The 20,203-nt window shown below is 31.8% G+C and carries 20 protein-coding genes; 4 read left to right on the top strand and 16 right to left on the bottom strand.

Annotated features, from left to right (window positions below; translation table 11 throughout):
* Window positions 1-164: 164 nt before the first annotated feature.
* The 4 genes from N524_RS0107710 to fdaB all read right to left on the bottom strand — a co-directional run bounded on the left by N524_RS0107710 (window position 165) and on the right by fdaB (window position 4,760).
* Window positions 165-1,592: an aldehyde dehydrogenase family protein gene (locus N524_RS0107710; protein WP_029056175.1), complete on the bottom strand. Its 1,428-nt coding sequence runs from the start codon at window positions 1,590-1,592 to the stop codon at window positions 165-167.
* A gap of 340 nt (window positions 1,593-1,932) precedes the next feature.
* Window positions 1,933-2,271: a winged helix-turn-helix transcriptional regulator gene (locus N524_RS0107705; RefSeq protein WP_017636785.1), complete on the bottom strand. Its 339-nt coding sequence runs from the start codon at window positions 2,269-2,271 to the stop codon at window positions 1,933-1,935.
* 87 nt (window positions 2,272-2,358) lie between these two features.
* On the bottom strand, window positions 2,359-3,618 hold the full coding sequence (locus N524_RS0107700) for a UDP-N-acetylglucosamine 1-carboxyvinyltransferase (protein ID WP_029056174.1): 1,260 nt from the start codon (window positions 3,616-3,618) through the stop codon (window positions 2,359-2,361).
* A gap of 281 nt (window positions 3,619-3,899) precedes the next feature.
* Complete coding sequence (fdaB, locus tag N524_RS0107695) at window positions 3,900-4,760, bottom strand: class IIb fructose-bisphosphate aldolase FdaB (protein WP_017636787.1); 861 nt, start codon at window positions 4,758-4,760, stop codon at window positions 3,900-3,902.
* A 217-nt stretch (window positions 4,761-4,977) separates the two neighbouring features.
* Between fdaB and N524_RS0107690 the strand changes: the two genes are divergently transcribed.
* On the top strand, window positions 4,978-5,499 hold the full coding sequence (locus N524_RS0107690; protein WP_017636788.1) for a DUF2529 domain-containing protein: 522 nt from the start codon (window positions 4,978-4,980) through the stop codon (window positions 5,497-5,499).
* Between the two features lie 339 nt (window positions 5,500-5,838).
* Here the strand turns inward: N524_RS0107690 and N524_RS0107685 are convergent, their stop codons facing one another.
* The 3 genes from N524_RS0107685 to N524_RS0107675 form a co-directional block, all read right to left on the bottom strand.
* Complete coding sequence (locus tag N524_RS0107685; protein ID WP_017636789.1) at window positions 5,839-7,446, bottom strand: CTP synthase; 1,608 nt, start codon at window positions 7,444-7,446, stop codon at window positions 5,839-5,841.
* 301 nt (window positions 7,447-7,747) lie between these two features.
* Complete coding sequence (gene rpoE, locus N524_RS0107680) at window positions 7,748-8,275, bottom strand: DNA-directed RNA polymerase subunit delta (RefSeq protein WP_017636790.1); 528 nt, start codon at window positions 8,273-8,275, stop codon at window positions 7,748-7,750.
* Between the two features lie 113 nt (window positions 8,276-8,388).
* Window positions 8,389-9,249: a GNAT family N-acetyltransferase gene (locus tag N524_RS0107675; RefSeq protein ID WP_029056173.1), complete on the bottom strand. Its 861-nt coding sequence runs from the start codon at window positions 9,247-9,249 to the stop codon at window positions 8,389-8,391.
* 284 nt (window positions 9,250-9,533) lie between these two features.
* Here N524_RS0107675 and coaW point away from each other — a divergent pair, with 284 nt between their 5' ends.
* Window positions 9,534-10,343: a type II pantothenate kinase gene (coaW, locus tag N524_RS0107670; protein ID WP_029056172.1), complete on the top strand. Its 810-nt coding sequence runs from the start codon at window positions 9,534-9,536 to the stop codon at window positions 10,341-10,343.
* 73 nt (window positions 10,344-10,416) lie between these two features.
* Here the strand turns inward: coaW and N524_RS0107665 are convergent, their stop codons facing one another.
* The 3 genes from N524_RS0107665 to N524_RS0107655 form a co-directional block, all read right to left on the bottom strand.
* Entirely contained in the window at window positions 10,417-11,082 is a 666-nt protein-coding gene (locus N524_RS0107665; RefSeq protein WP_017636793.1) for a DUF2750 domain-containing protein, read from the bottom strand.
* A 212-nt stretch (window positions 11,083-11,294) separates the two neighbouring features.
* On the bottom strand, window positions 11,295-12,488 hold the full coding sequence (gene ldmS, locus N524_RS0107660; protein ID WP_029056171.1) for an L-aspartate--L-methionine ligase LdmS: 1,194 nt from the start codon (window positions 12,486-12,488) through the stop codon (window positions 11,295-11,297).
* A complete protein-coding gene (locus N524_RS0107655; protein WP_017636795.1) occupies window positions 12,488-13,672 on the bottom strand; it encodes a M20 family metallopeptidase in 1,185 nt (394 codons plus the stop codon). Before N524_RS0107655 ends, ldmS begins: the two co-directional genes overlap by 1 nt.
* A gap of 263 nt (window positions 13,673-13,935) precedes the next feature.
* Between N524_RS0107655 and N524_RS0107650 the strand changes: the two genes are divergently transcribed.
* Window positions 13,936-14,406: an S-ribosylhomocysteine lyase gene (locus tag N524_RS0107650; RefSeq protein ID WP_017636796.1), complete on the top strand. Its 471-nt coding sequence runs from the start codon at window positions 13,936-13,938 to the stop codon at window positions 14,404-14,406.
* Between the two features lie 68 nt (window positions 14,407-14,474).
* Here N524_RS0107650 and N524_RS0107645 read toward each other — a convergent pair whose 3' ends face one another.
* The 4 genes from N524_RS0107645 to deoC all read right to left on the bottom strand — a co-directional run bounded on the left by N524_RS0107645 (window position 14,475) and on the right by deoC (window position 18,052).
* Complete coding sequence (locus N524_RS0107645) at window positions 14,475-14,825, bottom strand: DoxX family protein (protein WP_017636797.1); 351 nt, start codon at window positions 14,823-14,825, stop codon at window positions 14,475-14,477.
* On the bottom strand, window positions 14,822-16,012 hold the full coding sequence (gene deoB / locus N524_RS0107640) for a phosphopentomutase (protein ID WP_017636798.1): 1,191 nt from the start codon (window positions 16,010-16,012) through the stop codon (window positions 14,822-14,824). Before deoB ends, N524_RS0107645 begins: the two co-directional genes overlap by 4 nt.
* Window positions 16,013-16,024: 12 nt before the next feature.
* The gene (locus N524_RS0107635; RefSeq protein WP_029056170.1) at window positions 16,025-17,326 is read right to left on the bottom strand and encodes a pyrimidine-nucleoside phosphorylase; all 1,302 of its coding nucleotides are present in this window, start codon (window positions 17,324-17,326) and stop codon (window positions 16,025-16,027) included.
* Between the two features lie 63 nt (window positions 17,327-17,389).
* Window positions 17,390-18,052 carry a deoxyribose-phosphate aldolase gene (deoC, locus tag N524_RS0107630; protein ID WP_029056169.1) on the bottom strand — a complete coding sequence of 221 codons (663 nt, stop codon included), beginning with the start codon at window positions 18,050-18,052 and terminating at the stop codon, window positions 17,390-17,392.
* 168 nt (window positions 18,053-18,220) lie between these two features.
* Between deoC and deoD the strand changes: the two genes are divergently transcribed.
* The gene (deoD, locus tag N524_RS0107625; RefSeq protein ID WP_029056168.1) at window positions 18,221-18,931 is read left to right on the top strand and encodes a purine-nucleoside phosphorylase; all 711 of its coding nucleotides are present in this window, start codon (window positions 18,221-18,223) and stop codon (window positions 18,929-18,931) included.
* 143 nt (window positions 18,932-19,074) lie between these two features.
* Here deoD and N524_RS0107620 read toward each other — a convergent pair whose 3' ends face one another.
* Both N524_RS0107620 and N524_RS0107615 read right to left on the bottom strand, forming a co-directional pair.
* Complete coding sequence (locus N524_RS0107620) at window positions 19,075-19,521, bottom strand: Dps family protein (RefSeq protein WP_017636802.1); 447 nt, start codon at window positions 19,519-19,521, stop codon at window positions 19,075-19,077.
* 216 nt (window positions 19,522-19,737) lie between these two features.
* A complete protein-coding gene (locus tag N524_RS0107615; protein WP_029056167.1) occupies window positions 19,738-20,160 on the bottom strand; it encodes a thiol-disulfide oxidoreductase DCC family protein in 423 nt (140 codons plus the stop codon).
* Window positions 20,161-20,203 lie beyond the last annotated feature (43 nt).

Genomic DNA, 20,203 nt, shown 5'->3' with positions numbered 1-20,203 from the left:
TGTAATTCATTACCTTCTAAATACTAGAATAACTATAGCAAATTTTTAATTTAAATACAAAATGATTTTTTGAAAAGTTAATATAAAAATGCCAATGCACAAATATTCTTCAATATTGTACATTGGCATGATTGATATTAAACCTTATTCAGATTTAACTTTATTTATTTATAATAACCTGCGATTGATTTAACTTCTAAGAATTCTTCGATACCATAGTCGCCCCATTCACGACCTAATCCAGATTGTTTATAACCACCAAATGGTAGATCTGGTTTACGACCTGCTTCGTTAATTTCCACTGTACCAGCTTCAATTGAACGAGCCACTTTGTGTAATGTGTCTTTGTCGTTACCAATAACATATCCAGCTAAACCATATTTAGTATCATTTGCAATTTCAATAGCTTCGTCTAAATCGTTATAAGTGATAACTGACATTACTGGTCCAAAGATTTCCTCTTGAGCTATAGTCATATTATTATCTACATTGATGAAAATAGTTGGACGTGCGAAATATCCTTTTTCTAATCCTTCTGGTTTACCAGGGCCGCCATAGAATAATTCAGCACCTTCTTCAATACCTTTATCAATATATGATTGAACTTGGTCAAATTGTTTTTTACTAATAATAGGACCAACTTGAGTACCTTCTTCTCTAGGGTTACCTACTTTAACAGAACTGAATTGTTCTTTAACCGCTTTTAAGAAGTCTTCTTTAATACTATTAGGTACTAAAACACGTGTACCTGCAGTACAAACTTGTCCTGTATTATTAACAACTTTACCAGTAGTTGCTTTAGCTGCGGCTTCAATATCTACATCGTCTAATACGATATATGGTGATTTACCACCAAGTTCTAGTGATACTTTTTTGAAGTCTTTAGCTGCTTTTTCCATAATTTTTGAACCTGTAGGACCAGAACCAGTAAATGACATCATTCTTACTTTTGGATGTTCACTAAGTGGATTACCTACGCCTTCACCATCACCATTTACTAAGTTAAATACGCCTTTTGGCATACCTACTTTATCGAAAATTTCAGCTAAAATTACTGCTGCGAATGGTGTTTCTTCAGATGGTTTCAACACTACTGGACTACCTGCTGCAAAAGCTGCAGCTAGTTTAAGTGATGTTTGGTTTGTAGGGAAGTTCCAAGGTGTTACTAATCCTGACACACCAATCGCTTCTTTAACAACTAAATCATCACCACGACGTTCTTCAAATTCGAAATTATCTAAAGCGTCTCTTGCTGCTGTAAAATGGTTAAGACCCATTTGGTAGTGTACATTTTCAGAAACTGATAATGGTGCACCTAATTCATCAGTAATCGCTTGAATTATATCTTCTTTTCTATTTTCATATTCTTTAACGATTTTATCTAATAAATCTCTTCTATATTCAACCGTACTATGACGGAAATCTAAATATACATTATCAGCTGCTTCTACAGCTTTGTTGACATCTTCTTCATTACCTTTGGCTACTGAGCCAATAACTTCTTCAGTTGCAGGGTTAATTACATCTATTGTTTCACCGCTAGTACTATCAACCCATTCACCATTTATATATTGTTTAGTGAATTGTCTCATCAAACTTCACTCCTTAGAATTGTTATACAACTATTCTAACCACTTTTATTAAAAGTTAAACATATCTGCTCATCATATTAAATTGAACTTGATTTGTTTTGTTTTCACTTTTTATTTAAATTAAGTAACAAAAAAAGAGATAGAGACATAAAAGTTCAACACTTCAGACAACCAATCAATGCTTTCCGAAGCAGGATTTTTAACAAACACTCAATAATGTTGTTCTAATCCTAAACGTTTATGTCCCAATCTCTTTCAAAAATCAATCACACCATCAAATACTATATGCAATTAAGTATTTTAACGGTTTAGAAACTATACGTAGTACAATTTATAAGTACTATTTAACAGTTTCAGGTTCTGGTTCAAGATTTATATTATTTTGAGCCCATTCTTCAATTGGTTTTAAAGATGCGGCTAATGAACGTCCTTTATCAGTTAGTTCATAAATAATAGTAACCGGACTAGTAGAAATTATTCTTTTTTCTACTAAACCCCAATCTCCTAATTCAGTCAATTTTATACTTAGTGCACGAGGCGTGATTGTTTTTAAGTCTCTTTTCAAATCGGAAAAATGTGCAGATTGATCTTCACATCTTGATAAATAATTAATAATCAAGCCATTCCAACTGCGTCCTAAAATTTTAAAAGTTTCTTCTAAATAAGGACAAACTTCCATGATATTCACCTCTCACTCTAATATCTTAATACTAATGCACTTAAATAAGTGCTTATAATTTTAAGTATATTAATTATACCACATTTTTTAAATAGTTTCAGTCCAAATATCTGCACCTAATTGTTTTAAATGCTCAACGATTTGTGTATAGCCACGATAAATATGTTTCACATTATAAATAGTCGTTACACCTTCGGCAATTAAACCTGCTACTATTAAGCAAGCCCCTGCTCTTAGGTCACTTGCATATACTTCTGCTCCTTTAAGTTTTGAAGGTTTAATCGTCGCAGTACCATTATCTTTATTAATGTCCGCTCCCATATGTTGTAACTCCTCAACATGCTTAAATCTCTCAGGATAAATCGTATCAGTTACAAAAGATGGCCCTTTAGTCATAAATAATAAAGGTGTGATGGGTTGTTGTAAATCCGTTGCAAAACCAGGATATACTAATGTTTTAATATCAACGCTTTGGTAAGGTTCATTCTTTCTGATAATAACCTTTTCGTCGTTCAACTCAATATCGACACCCATTTCCTTTAATTTAGAAGTTAAAGCTTCTACGTGTCTTGGAACTATATTATTGATGACTACTTCTTCACCAGCAGCTGCTGCCATACACATATATGAGCCTGCTTCTATACGGTCAGGAATCACTTGATATTCAGTACCATGTAATGTATCAACACCAGTTATTTTAATTGTTGTTGTACCTGCTCCTTTAATTTGTGCTCCCATACTAATCAAGAAGTTAGCTACATCCACTACTTCTGGTTCTTTTGCTGCATTTTCTATAACCGTTTGCCCCTCTGCATGTACTGCAGCTAGCATAATATTAATAGTGGCACCAACACTTACCATATCTAAAAAGATATTTGCACCTTTTAATTGTTTAGCTTCAATTTTCATTGATGTATTACTTGATTCATCTATTTCAGCACCTAAAGCTTTAAATCCTTTTATATGCTGATCAATTGGACGGGGACCTAAAGGACATCCACCCGGAAGACCAATAACGCATTTTTTAAAACGACCGAGCATCGCACCCATCATATAATATGAAGCTCTTAAAGATTCAACTTTGTTATTTGGAAGTGGCGCGTTTTCTATTTCAGTGGTATCAATATCTAATTTTTTACCATTTAATTTAGTTTTAATATTTAAATCTTCTAGCAAGCTTACAAGTGTTTCTACATCAGAGATTTGTGGTAATCCATCTAAATTTACATGCCCTTGAGCTAATAAAGTAGCCGGAATAATTGCTACTGCACTATTTTTCGCACCACTTATCTCTACTTCACCATTAAGCTTCTTTCCACCTCTAATTTTGATTACTTCTTGAGCCATATTTTTATCTCCTTTGTTTCTATCGTTTATTAAAATTTTACATTATTTGCATTATAAAATAGTTTTACTTTATTTGTAAAATAGTTCATAAATATTAAACCATCATAGCCATTTTATTCAATATACACCATTAAATATGATTAAAATGTTATTTACTTTTACCTCATGCGATTTACTTGTTTTTATTAAAAAATGACGTTTGCCTTATAAAATACGTAATAATTATAGCATAAAAAACAAGCCATTAAACCTAAGTTTAATGGCTTGTTCATTGATATTAATTATTTAGCACGGTTTGAAGTACCGAATTCTTTAATTTTACCTTTAACTGTTGCTTTAATAGCTTCACGAGCAGGTCCTAAATATTTACGTGGGTCGTAAACTTCAGAATCATTGTTTAATACATCGCGAACAGCTTTTGCTGAAGCAATTTGGTTTTCAGTGTTTACGTTAATTTTAGCTGTACCGTAAGGAATTGCTTTTTGAATGTCTTTAGTTGGGATACCAGTACCACCATGTAATACTAATGGTAATCCAGTTGATGCACCAATTTCTTCCATTTCTTTGAATCCTAATTTAGGTTCGCCTTTATATGGACCGTGAACTGAACCTAAAGCAGGTGCTAAAGTATCAATTCCAGTTTTTTCAACTAGTTCTTGACATTCTTTAGGGTCTGCGTAGATAACACCGTCAGCTACTACATCGTCTTCTTGTCCTCCAACAGTACCTAATTCAGCTTCTACTGATACGCCTCTTTCGTGAGCATATTCAACCACTTTAGAAGTGATTTCGATATTTTCTTCGAATGCACTATGTGAAGCGTCAATCATAACTGAAGTGAATCCAGCGTCGATAGCTTCTTTACATTTTTCAAAGCTTGAACCGTGGTCTAAATGGATTGCAACTGGTACTGTGATGTTTAAGTCATGCATTAATCCTTCTACCATTTTAACTACAGTGTAGAATCCGCTCATGTAACGAGCAGCACCTTCAGATACACCTAAAATAACTGGTGCATTTTCTTCTTGTGAAGCTTCTAAAATTGCTTGAGTGAATTCTAGGTTATTTAAGTTGTATTGACCAACTGCATAACCATTTTCTTTTGCATCGATTAACATTTCTTTCATTGAAACTAAAGGCATTATAGTTCCTCCTTGAGTGCTTATGCACGTATTTTTCAAACTCATTATAACAAACTTAATCCTTAATTGCATTCGAATAGATGATTTAAAATTTACAATTTTCACAATCCTTACTACATCTCATTTTGCAAACGTATACAATTAAAATTATTTTTAATCATTGCATTCAATGAGACGTTTATTTAAAATATTTTAATGAATAGAATGGAGGTTAATTATGTCAAAAATACTCAATACACAATTAATTGGCATCTTCGATAGGATCGAAAAACAGTCTTTAGATATACAAATGGGAGCTCAATGCTTAGTCCAAGCTATTGGTGGCGAAGGTCATGTATATATTAAAGGATATGAAGATTTAAAATTTTACGAAGACTTTATATTGAATAGTAATGAAAAATTAAAATCCAGTCGTGCATTAGCAGATTTAAAACATATGAATGATTTAGATACGACTGATAGAGTATTTTTATTTTCTCCTACATACAACGATGACGTTGAAAAAGATGTTCAACAATTAATTGATTTAGATGTTGATTTTGTCCTTATATGTAATCGCCCAAAAAGTGATGACTTTCCAGAGCATTTAATGCATTTCATCAATTTATCTACCCCAAGACCTATCGTTTACACTGAAGACTACGATAAAATTGTTCAACCTCACCCTATCGCGTTTAACTACATTTATTACGACATTTATACACAAATGATCGAAATGACACGTGATTTAGAATTATAAAATATTTATCAAAAAAACGCTGAACATAAAATTCTTCGACAAGTGAAAAAAGGTAATTTCTATTGAAATAATATAGAAATTACTTTTTTAGTATTTTAAATGTAAAGTTACTTATAAATACGTAGTATTTATGGCAAGACTCCTGAGGGAACAGTACTAGTTGAAGACCTTACAAATTCTCACAGATTTATCTGTGTAGTATTTCTGGCTGAAACTGTACCCTCGGAATGCGAAGCCATACAATACGAAGTATTGGGTATAAAGAAAGCACTAAGATGATTAAAATAAATCATCTTAGTGCTTTTATTTTGAGATTTATGTCCTGTCATGTTTTTCGTATTATTTTTGTTGATGTTTTAATGATGCTTCAACAAAAGCTTTAAATATTGGTTGAGGTCTGTTAGGTCTTGATAAGAATTCTGGATGGAATTGACAAGCAATAAAGAAATCTTTTTCAGGAATTTCTACCATTTCGATTAATCTACCATCTGGACTAGTACCTGAGAATACCATGCCATTAGCTTCTAATTGTTCTCTATAATTATTATTAAATTCGTATCTATGACGATGTCTTTCTTCAATATTATTTTCATTGTAAATAGAATGTGCTAACGTACCATCTTTAATTGCACATGGATATAAACCTAATCTTAATGTGCCACCTAAATCTTCAATATCTTTTTGTTCTGGTAATAAATCGATGATTGGATGTGGTGTACTTGGATCTAACTCTGCTGAATGTGCACCTTCTAAACCTAATACATTACGTGCAAATTCTACTGTAGCTAACTGCATACCTAAACAAATACCAAAATAAGGAACATTGTTTTCACGTGCATATTTAATAGCTGAAATTTTACCTTCACTTGCACGGAAGCCAAATCCACCTGGTACTAAGATACCGTCTACATCTGATAAATAACTCTCAACATTATCATCTGTTACAAGACTTGAATCAATCCATTTAACAACGACATCTTTTTTGAAAGGATAGCCTGCATGTTTAAGTGATTCAACAACTGATAAATAAGCATCTTGTAAGCTTACGTATTTACCTACTAAACCGATAGTAATTTTACCATCCAAGCTATTTACAGTATCAAGTAAATGCTGCCATTCATCTAATTGAGTTTCATATTTAGCATTTAATTGTAAACGTTTGATGACAATGTCATCCATATCTTGTTTACTCAATTGTAACGGGATTTCATAAAGTGAGTCTGCATCACGACACTCAATAACGCTTTCTTTATTAATATCACAGAATAATGCAATCTTATCTTTTAAATCTTGAGTCATTTCATATTCTGAACGAACTACAATCAAGTCTGGTTGAATACCTAAACCACGCAATTCTTTAACACTATGTTGTGTTGGTTTTGTTTTCATTTCACCGGCAGCTTTAATATATGGTAATAATGTACAATGTACATACATAACATTTTCTCTACCTAAGTCGCTTCTAATTTGACGAATTGCTTCTAAAAATGGAAGAGACTCAATATCACCTGTTGTACCACCAATTTCAGTGATAACTACATCTGCATTTGTACTTTCTCCAGCTAATAATAAACGTTCTTTAATTTCATTTGTAATGTGTGGAATAACTTGCACTGTTCCACCTAAATAATCACCGCGACGTTCTTTTTTCAGCACGTGAGAATATACTTTACCAGCAGTTACGTTTGAATATTTATTTAAATTAATATCAATAAAACGTTCATAGTGACCTAAGTCTAAATCTGTTTCAGCACCGTCATCTGTAACGAATACTTCACCATGTTGATATGGACTCATAGTACCTGGATCAACGTTTAAGTATGGATCAAATTTTTGAATCGTAACTTCAAGACCTCTATCTTTTAATAATCTACCTAATGATGCAGCAGTAATTCCTTTACCTAAAGACGAAACTACGCCACCTGTTACAAATATAAACTTTGTCATAATTTGACCTCCTGAATTTTTAATAAAGCATTTAAATTAAGTATGTATTTAGTTTATGAGGAACGATGTGTACGTGCGATTTACTTTGATTCGTTTTATATCATAGTCTATTTAATCATTCGTTTTAAATAATACTTATTCTACAATATTAATTACCTCATTGGAATCTTGTTTAATTAAAAATAAAAAAAGCTCCCTCTCACATATCAGTAAGGGGAGCGTATTACATTTATACACGTGTCCTATTTAAAGGAGCCCAAATAAAATTCTATCATTTTTAGGATAAAAGTCAATTAGAAATTTAACTTTGATATTCTTCGTCATCTTCCTCATCGTCGAAGTCATCTTCGTCTTCATCTTCTTCGTCAATGACAATATCATTTTCATTAATATCATCTTCAACTTGTTCATCTTCAGGATCATTTAATGTTTCTTGATCATCTGTGACTGCTGGAATATCATCATCGTCATCCGCTTCATCTTCACCTAATAATTTAAGGTTTTTATCTTCTTCATCGTCATCATCAAGAATATCAAATTTTTGAATCGTTGGCGCGATTTTTTCTTCAATATCATCTACTGAGTACCAATCACGAATACCCCATTGGTTTTCACCAACATTTAAAAATCGACCATCTGTATTTAAATCAGTATAGAATTGTACTACACGATTCTCGATTTCATCGTATTCATAATTACCTAATTCTCTAAATTTATCGATAATATCGTATAAATTCATTGTGTCGCCTTTTTCATTTAAAAGCGTATAAGCCATATCAATAAATGATTTCTCATCTACCATTTCTTTTGTGTAATCTTTAATTTTCATTATAAAATACTTCCTTTCAAAGGATTTTCATCTTAAATAAGTTGGTCAAATTTCATTAATTAATAGTAACAAAGATAAATTATAAATGACAATCGGTGTTTACGCAATCTCTGTTAATAATTTATATACTTTTCAAATAAAATATAATCTTCTGCTTGTTCTACTTCTACAAAATTACTATTAATACATAATGGACTTAATTCGTTATTTTCTCCATATAGTGTAATGGATAATACTTTAATATTATCAAAATGTTTACGTATATAGGTTGGTAATTGTCTTAACGCGCTTTCAGCAATACCTTCATTCCGATGTGTTTTATTTACTTCAATGCCTGAAATACGCATACGGTCTTCAACTTGTTCAATACCTATGAAACCAACTTTTTCATCATCTTTAAGTAAGTTGATTAAATGAATATTCGCCTCTTCTGAAGACTCATTTTCTTCTAGTTTCAAAGAGGATACATGTTTAGAATCCAAGTCCAAATAATATAATCGTTCTTTTCCAATTGGCCCTTCCTCTTTAGTAGCTGCATGCATAAAACCTGCACGTTCATATACATTCCAAGCAGATTGATTTTCAGCATCGACCACTAAATATAAGTGGTTAAAATCTGGGAATAGTGTTTGGACATACTGAGGTAGATACATCATCATTTTAGTACCGTATCCATGCCCTTGATATCGCTCATTTACTGATAATGATCGTACATAGACGACATTTTCTGGGGTATCATAGCCTTCATGTTGATAATATTGATGTAAAACAAAGAAACCGACAACTTCCCCTTCGCTATTTTTAGCTATATTAGCAACTCGGTCTTCATCATTAAGTGCCTCTTCTAATACTGATTTAGGCAAGGAAGAATATATTTGTTGTCTTTCACTCAATTCAAAATTTAATATATCTTCACGGTATCGCTCTTCAAAAACTTGAATTGTAATATCTTCAAATTGCTTTTTTGTAGTCATAAGTCAATCCCCTATTCATTTAATACTCACTTATTATATATTACTTTACCCTATTGTAATACTATTTCTCATATTAATCGAAATTACTTACACTTAAATTATCATTTTAAATATAACTGTCTTAATTAAACAATTCATTTAATAGGTCTAACTTCAACTTAATAAATAATGCAATACGTTTGATAAATTTGTATTTTAAGTTGAATATGAAATAAACTCTTGTATTTCGTTTAATTTATTATACTATTATGGGTGATGCATTTTTGATTTGAGGTGGGAGTAATATGAAAATAGGAATCGATGCTGGTGGAACGTTAATCAAAATCGTTCAAGAATCTGAACACCAACGTGAATATCACACTGAATTAACTGTCAATATTGATAAAGTAATAAAATGGTTAAATGAAATCGATTTTGAAAGTTTAAGCTTAACTGGAGGTCAAGCAAGTATTATTGCAGAACACATCTCCAAACCAACACAAATATATGTTGAGTTTGATGCTGCTTCAAAAGGGCTTGGAATTCTACTAAATGAACAAGGACATGACATCAATCAATATATTTTTGCTAATGTTGGAACAGGTACGTCTCTTCATTATTATGACGGTGAGCAACAACAACGCGTAGGCGGTATCGGTACTGGTGGCGGAATGATACAAGGTTTAGGTTATTTATTAAGCCAAGTAACAGATTATAAACAATTAACAGATTTAGCTCAAAATGGTGACAGGGATTCAATAGACTTGAAAGTAAAACATATCTATAAAGATTGTGAACCCCCTATTCCTGGCGACTTAACTGCAGCTAATTTTGGAAATGTCTTACATCATGTGAATGAAGATTTTTCAATTGAAAATAAACTCGCTTCTGTAGTTGGTGTTGTTGGCGAAGTGATTACCACAATGGCAATTACTGTTGCTCGAGAACATCAAACAGAAAATGTAGTTTACATAGGATCTTCATTTAATAACAACCCATTATTACTTAAAGTCATAGAAGATTATACTGTATTGAGAGGATTTAAACCTTATTATATTGAGCATGGTGCGTTCTCTGGAGCTATAGGTGCTTTACATTTAACATTAGATCATTAACTCATAAAAGGAGTGAATTGAAACTTATTTATTTCAATTCACTCCTTTTTATCTTAGCAAATATACTATTCAATTAGGTTGTCATTTCATTTGATAGTTTTTGTGCGGATACCACTGTACCAATCACACCAGGTTTTAAATCTATGCCTACCGCTTTGTCATCATCGCGTAATTTATCAAGCCAGTCGTCAAATACACTTGTCTCAATCTCAATTAAATCGCATTCTTCAAAATCTTCTTCTTTTACTTTTTGCGCTCTTTTCTTCAAGCTCCATACAGGCATAATTTGAGGTTTATTTTCTCTATCATCTTCAATTAAGATAAAATTCTTTTCACTTTTATTTGTCAGACCATAAACATGGTCATATTTAGCAACATCTTTAACAAATTCTTTAATTCTAATTTTATCAAGTTCAGACATTAACTCTCTCGAAATTTCATAAATATTGACTAGTTTTCCACTCTGTTCATTAGTTATATCTATGAGTACTTTATCTGTTTCATCAAATAATTCATCTAAATCATATGCGACAAAACGGTCTAAATCTATTTTCACTATCTTATCATAACTAATGTCATTATCATTTAAATATTGTTTCGCCGTTTCATCATCAGTCCAAACAGTTACATATAATTGTTCATTTTTCGTTAAACGTACTATTTTTTTATTTTTAGAAGCAAAATATAAATGTTCATTAATTAACATTTCTTTGAAAAATGGTTCTTCTTTGTAAGACATTTTACACCCTCGATTCATATATTATATTTTATCACTTAATAAAAATATTAAATGACTCATTTTCGTTAGTCAACAGAGCGATGATGCTATACCGTACTTATTCATTGATTGGATTAATCATTTATACTAATTAATGATATTATTAGTGTTTCTTTTTTATAAAATACCCTTGAAAATTAAGCTATTGTATTTAAAATTCAAGGGTCGCTATTTTATTTAACTTTTAAATCATTTAAAAATGCTTCTTCCATTTGTTGAATATATGCTTTATCTTTACCATGCCATATACATCCAAATCTTGAATTGACTTTATTGACGCCATACCAGTCACCATCGTAATAAGATAACGGATATAATACACCTTTTTTCACGTATTTAAGAATGGTGTTAAAGAAATGGTCATTATTACCATCAGAAAAGTAACTATAAAATTTATGGTATCCATTAGTTAATTCATCAGCTAGTAATAACATACTAGTAGAACCATTTTGTCTAAAGTTTAAATCTATTGCGTAAACATCATTATGTTCATCTAATAACAAGTCAAACCCTGCCACACCGAAGAAACCTAAACTTACTCCTATTGACATAATCTCTCTACCAGCATCAATGACGTGTTGTGGTACATCTTCAACGTTTTCATTACCATTATAAAAGCCATATTCATTGGTTAATTGTCTAGCTGTTCCTAAATATTGAATCCCTATATCTTCTGAATAAGCAAATTGAACACAGTAATTTTGAACAGCTTCAATTTTTTGTTCAATGATTAATTGTTCTGTAGCTTCAGTTGCATCTTTAATACGTTTTTTAGCCTTAGCTAAATCTTGATTATTATAACAGATCATCACTCCGTATCCACCAGCAGTTGGTAAATCGTCTCCCGGTTTAATAACAAATGGATAATTCCAATGTTCTATAGCTTCATCGAATTGCTCTATAAGTATAATTTCTCTTTGAGGAAGATATTTACCATTCGTCCATTCTGGTATTCTTGCTTTATTATTCAAAGCTACAAATACATCTTTGTTTAAAGCGTAGTATGATTTTTCAAGTACATCTTCGTCATGTATATATTGAAAATAAATCTTTTTTCCTACTTCATGTGCTAATTTTTTAATTAATGATTCATATGTTTGTTGATCACTAAACTTATAAATACTTGGTGGAATACGTTTTCCTACCTCTTCAAATAATTTCTCTAGCTTATCAGTTACACTTGCTTCATGTACTATAACGGGAAACTGATTCGCAATAAGTAATTCTCGTCCTGTTAAAAAATTAGACTGATGTTCATCAGGTTTAAGCCATGGGTTAGAAATGTATGAAGGTCTAGAAGTATATACTACATTATCTTGGTATAAATCACTTAAAGTTAATTTTGGACTATATACATTTTCACTCATTATTTCACATGTCCCTTCATATGATGATGTTCTTCAACAATTTCATTGAATAACGACGTATCATTTATTAATTCTAAACCCATTAATGCCATAATTTTTGCCCCTTTAATTAATGCTTGATCCCCTTGTAAACTTGCTGCCGCTTCTCTAAAACGATGCGTATGACCTACAAGATTTCTAGAACCAATTTTAATATGGGGATGTATTGTTGGAACTACATGGCTGACATTACCAGTATCTGTAGAACCATAACCAAAATCATCATCAATGACCGCTTCTCCCATTTCAGTTGCGTATTTCTCAAATAAATCATCTAATTTAGGAGATTTAATAAGTTCATTCACTCCATTTTGAATAGGACCAAATTCATAGTCGCAACCCGTTTGAATAGCAGCTCCACGTGCAATTTGTTTAACCTTTTCAGTTAATACGTCTAGCTCTTTTCTTGAAGTAGCTCTTGTATAAAATCGTGCATGTGTAAAGTCAGGGATGATATTGGCAGCTTTACCGCCATCTAAAATCACACCATGAACACGCTGACTTTTTTTAATATGTTGTCTAAGTTGCGCTACACCATTGAAATAAGAAATCATTGCATCTAATGCATTAAGTGCTTCATCTGCATTTTCAGATGCATGCGCGCTTTTTCCGTAAAATTTCACATCTAATACATCTACTGCAAGTGTATTAATCGTTCTATAAGTTTCGTTGCCAGGATGTACCATTAAAGCAATATCAATATCATCTATAATGCCTGCTTTAACGTAAGAGGCTTTGGCACTACCATTCTCCCCACCTTCTTCTGCTGGGCAACCTAAAACAACTACAGAACCACCTATATGATCAATAACTTGTTTTAAAGCAATACCACCTAATGTACTTGCAGTTCCTATAATATTGTGACCGCAAGCATGTCCTAAACCGGGTAACGCATCATATTCTGCTAAGAAACCAATCACTGGGCCCTCTTTATCAGATTCATATGTTGCTATAAAACCTGTAGCATGTCCTGCAATATCAGTTTCGATTTCAAAACCATTTGCTTTTAATGTATCAATCAATGTTCTAGATGCAAAAATTTCTTCATTTCCTAGTTCTGGTCTTTCATGTATGCGATGACTCATTTCTACATATTCGTATTTATTATTTTCAATATAATCTAATATATTTTGCTTTTCGCTCATATTACCTAACTCCCATTCTACTAATCCACTATCTTTCTAAAGATACCCATAAACTTTATCGTTCAATTAATTATTACTCATTTTATCGGATTTACTTTTAAATGTCATTACATTTATTAATGTTTACACAATTTTCTTACAATTCAAACTTGTAATTTAACCATTAATCATTCTTACCTTAAAATTGTAAAAACAAAATAGTATTGTTACAATTTAGTTATTCATTAAATAAGTTTGTACGTATATTCAAGGAGGGTAATATAATGGCAAAAATGAACGTAGAAAGTTTCAATTTAGATCACACTAAAGTGGTAGCACCATTTATTAGATTAGCAGGTACTATGGAAGGCTTAAATGGCGATAAAATTAATAAATATGATATTCGCTTCAAACAACCAAATAAAGATCATATGGAAATGCCTGGATTACATTCTTTAGAACATTTAATGGCTGAAAATATTAGAAATCATACAGATAAAGTTGTTGATTTAAGTCCAATGGGTTGTCAAACTGGTTTCTATGTATCATTCATTAATCACGATGATTATGATGATGTATTAAACATAGTTGAAAAAACATTAAACGATGTTTTAAATGCAACTGAAGTTCCTGCATGTAATGAAGTTCAATGTGGTTGGGCTGCAAGCCATTCACTTGAAGGTGCAAAAGAAATTGCACAAGCATTCTTAGATAAACGTGACCAATGGCATGATGTATTTGGAGAAGGTAAATAATAAACTTAATCATAAAGAAAAGACGTTATCCTAAAATGGATAACGTCTTTTTTTACATATTGCTATTATTATAATTTTTTAACTAACCCCATAATAACGAATTGTAGAGGTAGTCTTAACCATAAAGCCCATGCTGGTACTTGTTTATCTCCTAGTGGTAATTTCTTTCTAGCCATATAAACATTAGCTGGTAAAACTGCTAATAGGAATAAATTAATACCTTTTTTCAACCAACTTGCTGGGCGTTTAATTAATAAAGCTACACCAAAGAATATTTCAAATACACCAGTGACAAGAACCGCTGTCTTTTGTAATGGTAAATAATCAGGAACAATCGTTCTAAAATTTCTTTCATGTGTAAAATGTAGTACACCTGCTGATCCAAATACTAAACCTAAAGTCCATCTTAATAATTTCATTCGTGTTCCACTCCCATTTCTTTTAAATAACTTTTTCCATATTCGGGTAATTCTACGTTGAAATTATCTGCAATTGTAGCCCCAATTGAGCTAAATGTTGTATCACCTGGTAATTCATGATAGTCCTTAATTTTTGGACTAAACATTAATACTGGTATATATTCTCTCGTATGGTCTGTGCCGTCTGCTGTTGGGTCATTACCATGATCTGCTGTTATAATAACTAAATCATCTTCATTTAAATTTTCGATGAGTTCAGGTAATCTTTCGTCGAAGTCTTTAATCGCTTGAGCATAACCTGGTTTATCGCGTCGATGTCCATAAAGCGCATCAAAGTCAACTAAATTTAAAAAGCTTATACCATTGAAATCTTTTTTAACTACATTTATTAATTGATCCATACCGTCCATATTACTTTTAGTACGAATAGCTTCTGTAACGCCTTCACCATCATAAATATCATTAATTTTACCGATAGCGATAACATCGTAATTGTTTTCTTTCAATGAATTCATAACAGTTTTACCAAATGGTTTTAATGCATAGTCATGTCGATTAGAGGTACGTGTAAAGTTACCTGGTTCACCAACATATGGACGTGCTATAATTCTACCGATTAAATATTTAGGATCTTTTGTTAATTCTCTAACCTTTTCACAAATATCGTATAGTTCTTCAAGTGGGATAATATCTTCATGTGCAGCAATTTGAAGTACTGGGTCTGCACTAGTATAGACGATTAAATCGCCAGTTTTCATTTGGTGTTCTCCCCACTCATCAATGATTTGTGTACCTGAAGCGGGTCTATTGGCAACAACCTTACGACCAGTCATTCTTTCTATTTCTTCAACTAATTCATCTGGAAATCCATTAGGATATACTTTAAATGGTTGCATAATATTTAATCCCATAATTTCCCAATGACCAGTCATTGTATCTTTTCCAACTGATGCTTCACTTAACTTTGTGTAAAAAGCTTGTGGTTGGTCAACTTTAGAGACAACTGGTAAAGAATCAATATTGCCAAGACCTAATTTTTCTAAGTTAGGTAATGACTGATTAAATCCTTCAAGTGTATGTTTTAAAGTGTGTGAGCCTTCATCATTAAATGCTGCAGCGTCAGGTCCTTCTCCTATACCTACCGAGTCCATTACAATAAGATGAACCCTTTTAAATGGTGTAGTCATTATTTACATCTCCTACTCCGTAATTATTTTGTGAATTAATGTTGGTGTATGACTTTCACTATCAATTCTAATACTTTCATTCAATTTATCAAATATATCATCAATATTTTCTTTATTACTATGAATCGTCAATATAGATTCACCGGCTTTGACTTTGTCGCCAACTTTTTTATTTAATACTATGCCAACACTTAAATCAATCACATCTTCTTTAGTCTGTCTACCGGCACCTAACATCATTGATGCAACACCTATCTCATTTGCAATCATTTCTGTTATATAGCCATCTTGTTTTGCAACGTAATCAATTTTAAATTTTGCATTAGCAAGATTTTCTGGATGATCGACAATAGAAGCATCGCCACCCTGATTACTAATAAATGATTTAAATTTTTCCAATGCTTTACCGGATTCAATAGATTGTGTTAGATATTCACGTGCTTCATCAAGTGTTGATGCTTGTTTAGCAAGTACTACCATTTGTGATCCTAGAGTAAGTACTAATTCCGTTAAGTCATCTGGACCTTGACCTTTTAATGTTTCAATAGCCTCTTTTAATTCTAAACCATTACCAATAGCATTACCCAGTGGCTGGCTCATGTCTGAAATAATTGCCATCGTATTTCTACCTACATTATTTCCAATTCGTACCATAGCATGGGCTAAAGCTTCTGCATCTTCAATCGTTTTCATGAATGCGCCGCTACCAGTTTTAACATCTAAAACTATTGCATCGGCACCAGCCGCAATTTTCTTACTCATTATAGAAGATGCTATTAAAGGAATAGAGTTGACTGTTCCTGTGACATCTCTTAATGCATATAATTTTTTATCTGCAGGAGTCAAATTACCCGATTGTCCCATAACGGCTACTTGGTTTTCATTAACAAGTTTAACAAATTCATCTTCTGATAATTCAACATGGAAACCTTTTGCTGATTCAAGTTTATCAATTGTACCACCAGTATGTCCTAATCCTCGTCCACTCATTTTCGCGACTGGTACACCTACTGAAGCCACTAAAGGAGCTAATACTAGTGTAGTAGTATCACCAACACCACCTGTTGAATGCTTATCTACTTTAATTCCATCAATATTTGATAAATCAATGACATCGCCTGAATTTACCATCGCCATAGTTAAATTTGCACGTTCTTCTTCAGTCATATCTTGGAAGAAAATAGCCATTGCCAAACTAGATGCTTGATAATCAGGAATATCGCCATTCGTATAACCTTTAATGAAAAAGTCTATTTCTTCTTTTGTTAATGCATACCCGTCACGTTTCTTTTCAATTATATCTATCATTCTCATAAACAAAGCCTCCTTTTAGATGGTTGTTTCTTGATTTAATATGATTTACTTTGCTGAAATGATTTAATAGTTTGAATCAGACTCTAAGCCTTGGATAATTTGTACACCAGCACTAGCTCCAATACGTGTAGCACCAGCTTCTAGCATATTATTAAAATCTTCTAAATTTCGAACGCCACCAGATGCTTTTACTTCTAATGCTTCTCCTACAGTATCTTTCATTAATTTAACATCAGAAGCTGTAGCGCCTCCACCAGCAAAACCAGTAGATGTTTTTACAAAGTCTGCACCAGCTTCTTTTGCAATTTTGCAAGCTGTTACTTTTTCTTCATCAGATAATAATACAGTTTCAATTATGACTTTTACTGTTTTACTATTTGATGCTTTTACAACACTTTCAATATCATCCTTTACTTCATCTAATCGACCATCTTTTAATGCACCAATATTAATAACCATGTCTATTTCAGAAGCACCATTTTCAATGGCATTTTTAGTTTCAAACGCTTTTACTTCTTTAGTTGATGCACCAAGTGGAAAGCCAATTACCGTACAAACGAGTACGTCAGTTCCTTTTAATTGTTCAGCTGAATACTTAACATGTGTTGGATTTACACAAATCGATTTGAAGCCATATTCTTTTGCTTCATTAATAATTTTATCAATTTGTTCACGTGTTGATTCAGGCTTTAATTGTGTATGATCTATAAATTTTGCATAATTCATTAAAAGGTCCTCCTCACTTATTTACATTGAATACAAACTCTATATTTTTCTATGTTAAGCGAATGTATTCAATAAACATACCCTTCATATATATAGTACAAAAATTAGCAAAAAAATTAAACAAATGTTATCTTAAATATGATTAAGTAATTAAGGAGAAGATGACAAATGACAAATGGTACACCTCATATTCAACCAAATGGAGTAAAAATCGCTAAAACTGTATTAATGCCCGGAGATCCTCTTCGTGCAAAATATATTGCAGATAACTTTTTAGAAAATGTTGGACAATTTAATGAAGTACGTAATATGTTTGGATACACAGGAACTTATAAAGGAAAAGAAATTTCAGTAATGGGTTCTGGTATGGGTATTCCTAGCATTGGAATTTATTCTTATGAATTATTCAATTTCTTTGATGTTGAAACAATCATTCGTGTAGGTTCATGTGGTGCCTTGCAAGAAAACGTTAATTTATATGATGTCATCATTGCACAAGCCACTTCAACTAACTCAAATTATGTAGATCAGTATCACATTCCAGGTCATTTTGCGCCGATTGCTGACTTTGATTTAGTTACTAAAGCCAAACAAGCAGCTGACAAAATTGGTGCTGTATCACATGTTGGTAACGTATTATCATCAGACACATTCTATAATGCAGATGATAAATTTAATGATGCATGGAAGAAAATGGGCATTTTAGGTATTGAAATGGAATCAGCAGGTTTATATTTAAATGCTATTCATGCTGGCAAAAAAGCATTAGGCGTATTTACTGTTAGTGACCACATTTTAAGAGATGAAGCTACAACAGCTGAAGAACGTCAAACTTCATTTACTCAAATGATGGAAATAGCACTTGAAATTGCCGAATAATTAAAACATAAAAAAATAGAGATTAAGTGATGTCTTTCATAGATAACACTTAATCTCTTTTTATAACCTCAAGAATATTACTATTATTAGTTTAATATTAAAAAGCATGGTTCATCGTCAAACCATGCTTTTCTTAATCGTCATTATTTACCAAGGTAAGATTGTAACATCCAATTATGTTTATCTACTGAAGTTTGCATACCGATAAACATATCTTCAGAAACATCGTCACCAGCTTCACCAGCAACTTTTATAGCTTTTTCTAATTGATTAGAAATGTTTGTGAAGTCTTTAGATAATTCTTCTACCATTTGTTCAGCAGCATAACCTTTTCCTGCTTCATCAATAATTGACATATCTAAACTTTCTTTCATAGTACCAACAGGGTTACCGCCTACTGCTAAAATACGTTCTGCTAAATCGTCAACATATTGTGCTGCTTCATTATATAGTTCTTCAAATTTAACATGTAATGAGAAGAAGTTAGGTCCTTTTACATACCAATGGAAATTGTGAAGTTTAGTATACGCTACAGTCCAGTTTGCAACTTGTTGATTTAATTCTTTTACTACTTCTTGATTATTTGCCATATTAATATACGCTCCTTTGAGTTATCGTTTTATTGATTATACATACATTATATTAGAATTATTATAATCTGTAAAGGAATATGACACTTTAATTTATAATAATTCTAATCTAGTTCATAAACCTTTCACATTTATATTACCCCAATAAAACATATTTAAAAACTGAAAATACATTTATTTTTAATTTAACTAATATTTTCATTCTCAATTAGTCGTTTATAATTGAGAATTAACTAATTTAATCTTTTGATTATTATCTAAAAAGAATGATGCCTCATAATCATTTGGTTTATGCCAATGTGTCTTCCACATTTTATCTCTATTATTTGCAAATAATTGATAACCGAAATTCCTAATTGGTTTAGGAATAATACGCAATAGTACACCTAACAATTTATACTGATTTGGTAGAGATGTAATTAATGATGCTATTGCTGTTGATTGATATTCCAAATGATCACCATCTAGAACTATCACACTATTTCTATTTTTTGCTTCTGGATGTTTATCAAATAATTTTTGACCATAGTCACCTTCTAAAGTAGCAAATTCGTATTTATGTGATAATCCATTTTGGATTAGCCATATTGCATAGTTATAACAATATACACAATTGCCATCATAATAAATAATTGCCATATTAAACACCACTCCTTACTTTCTCATTATTCATTTTTCCTAT

Origin of the sequence: Staphylococcus sp. URHA0057, from assembly GCF_000620265.1 — a bacterium.
Taxonomy (GTDB): domain Bacteria; phylum Bacillota; class Bacilli; order Staphylococcales; family Staphylococcaceae; genus Staphylococcus; species Staphylococcus pasteuri.
Note: the sequence above shows the minus strand (reverse complement) of the source record. Positions and strands in the feature narration are given on the sequence as shown.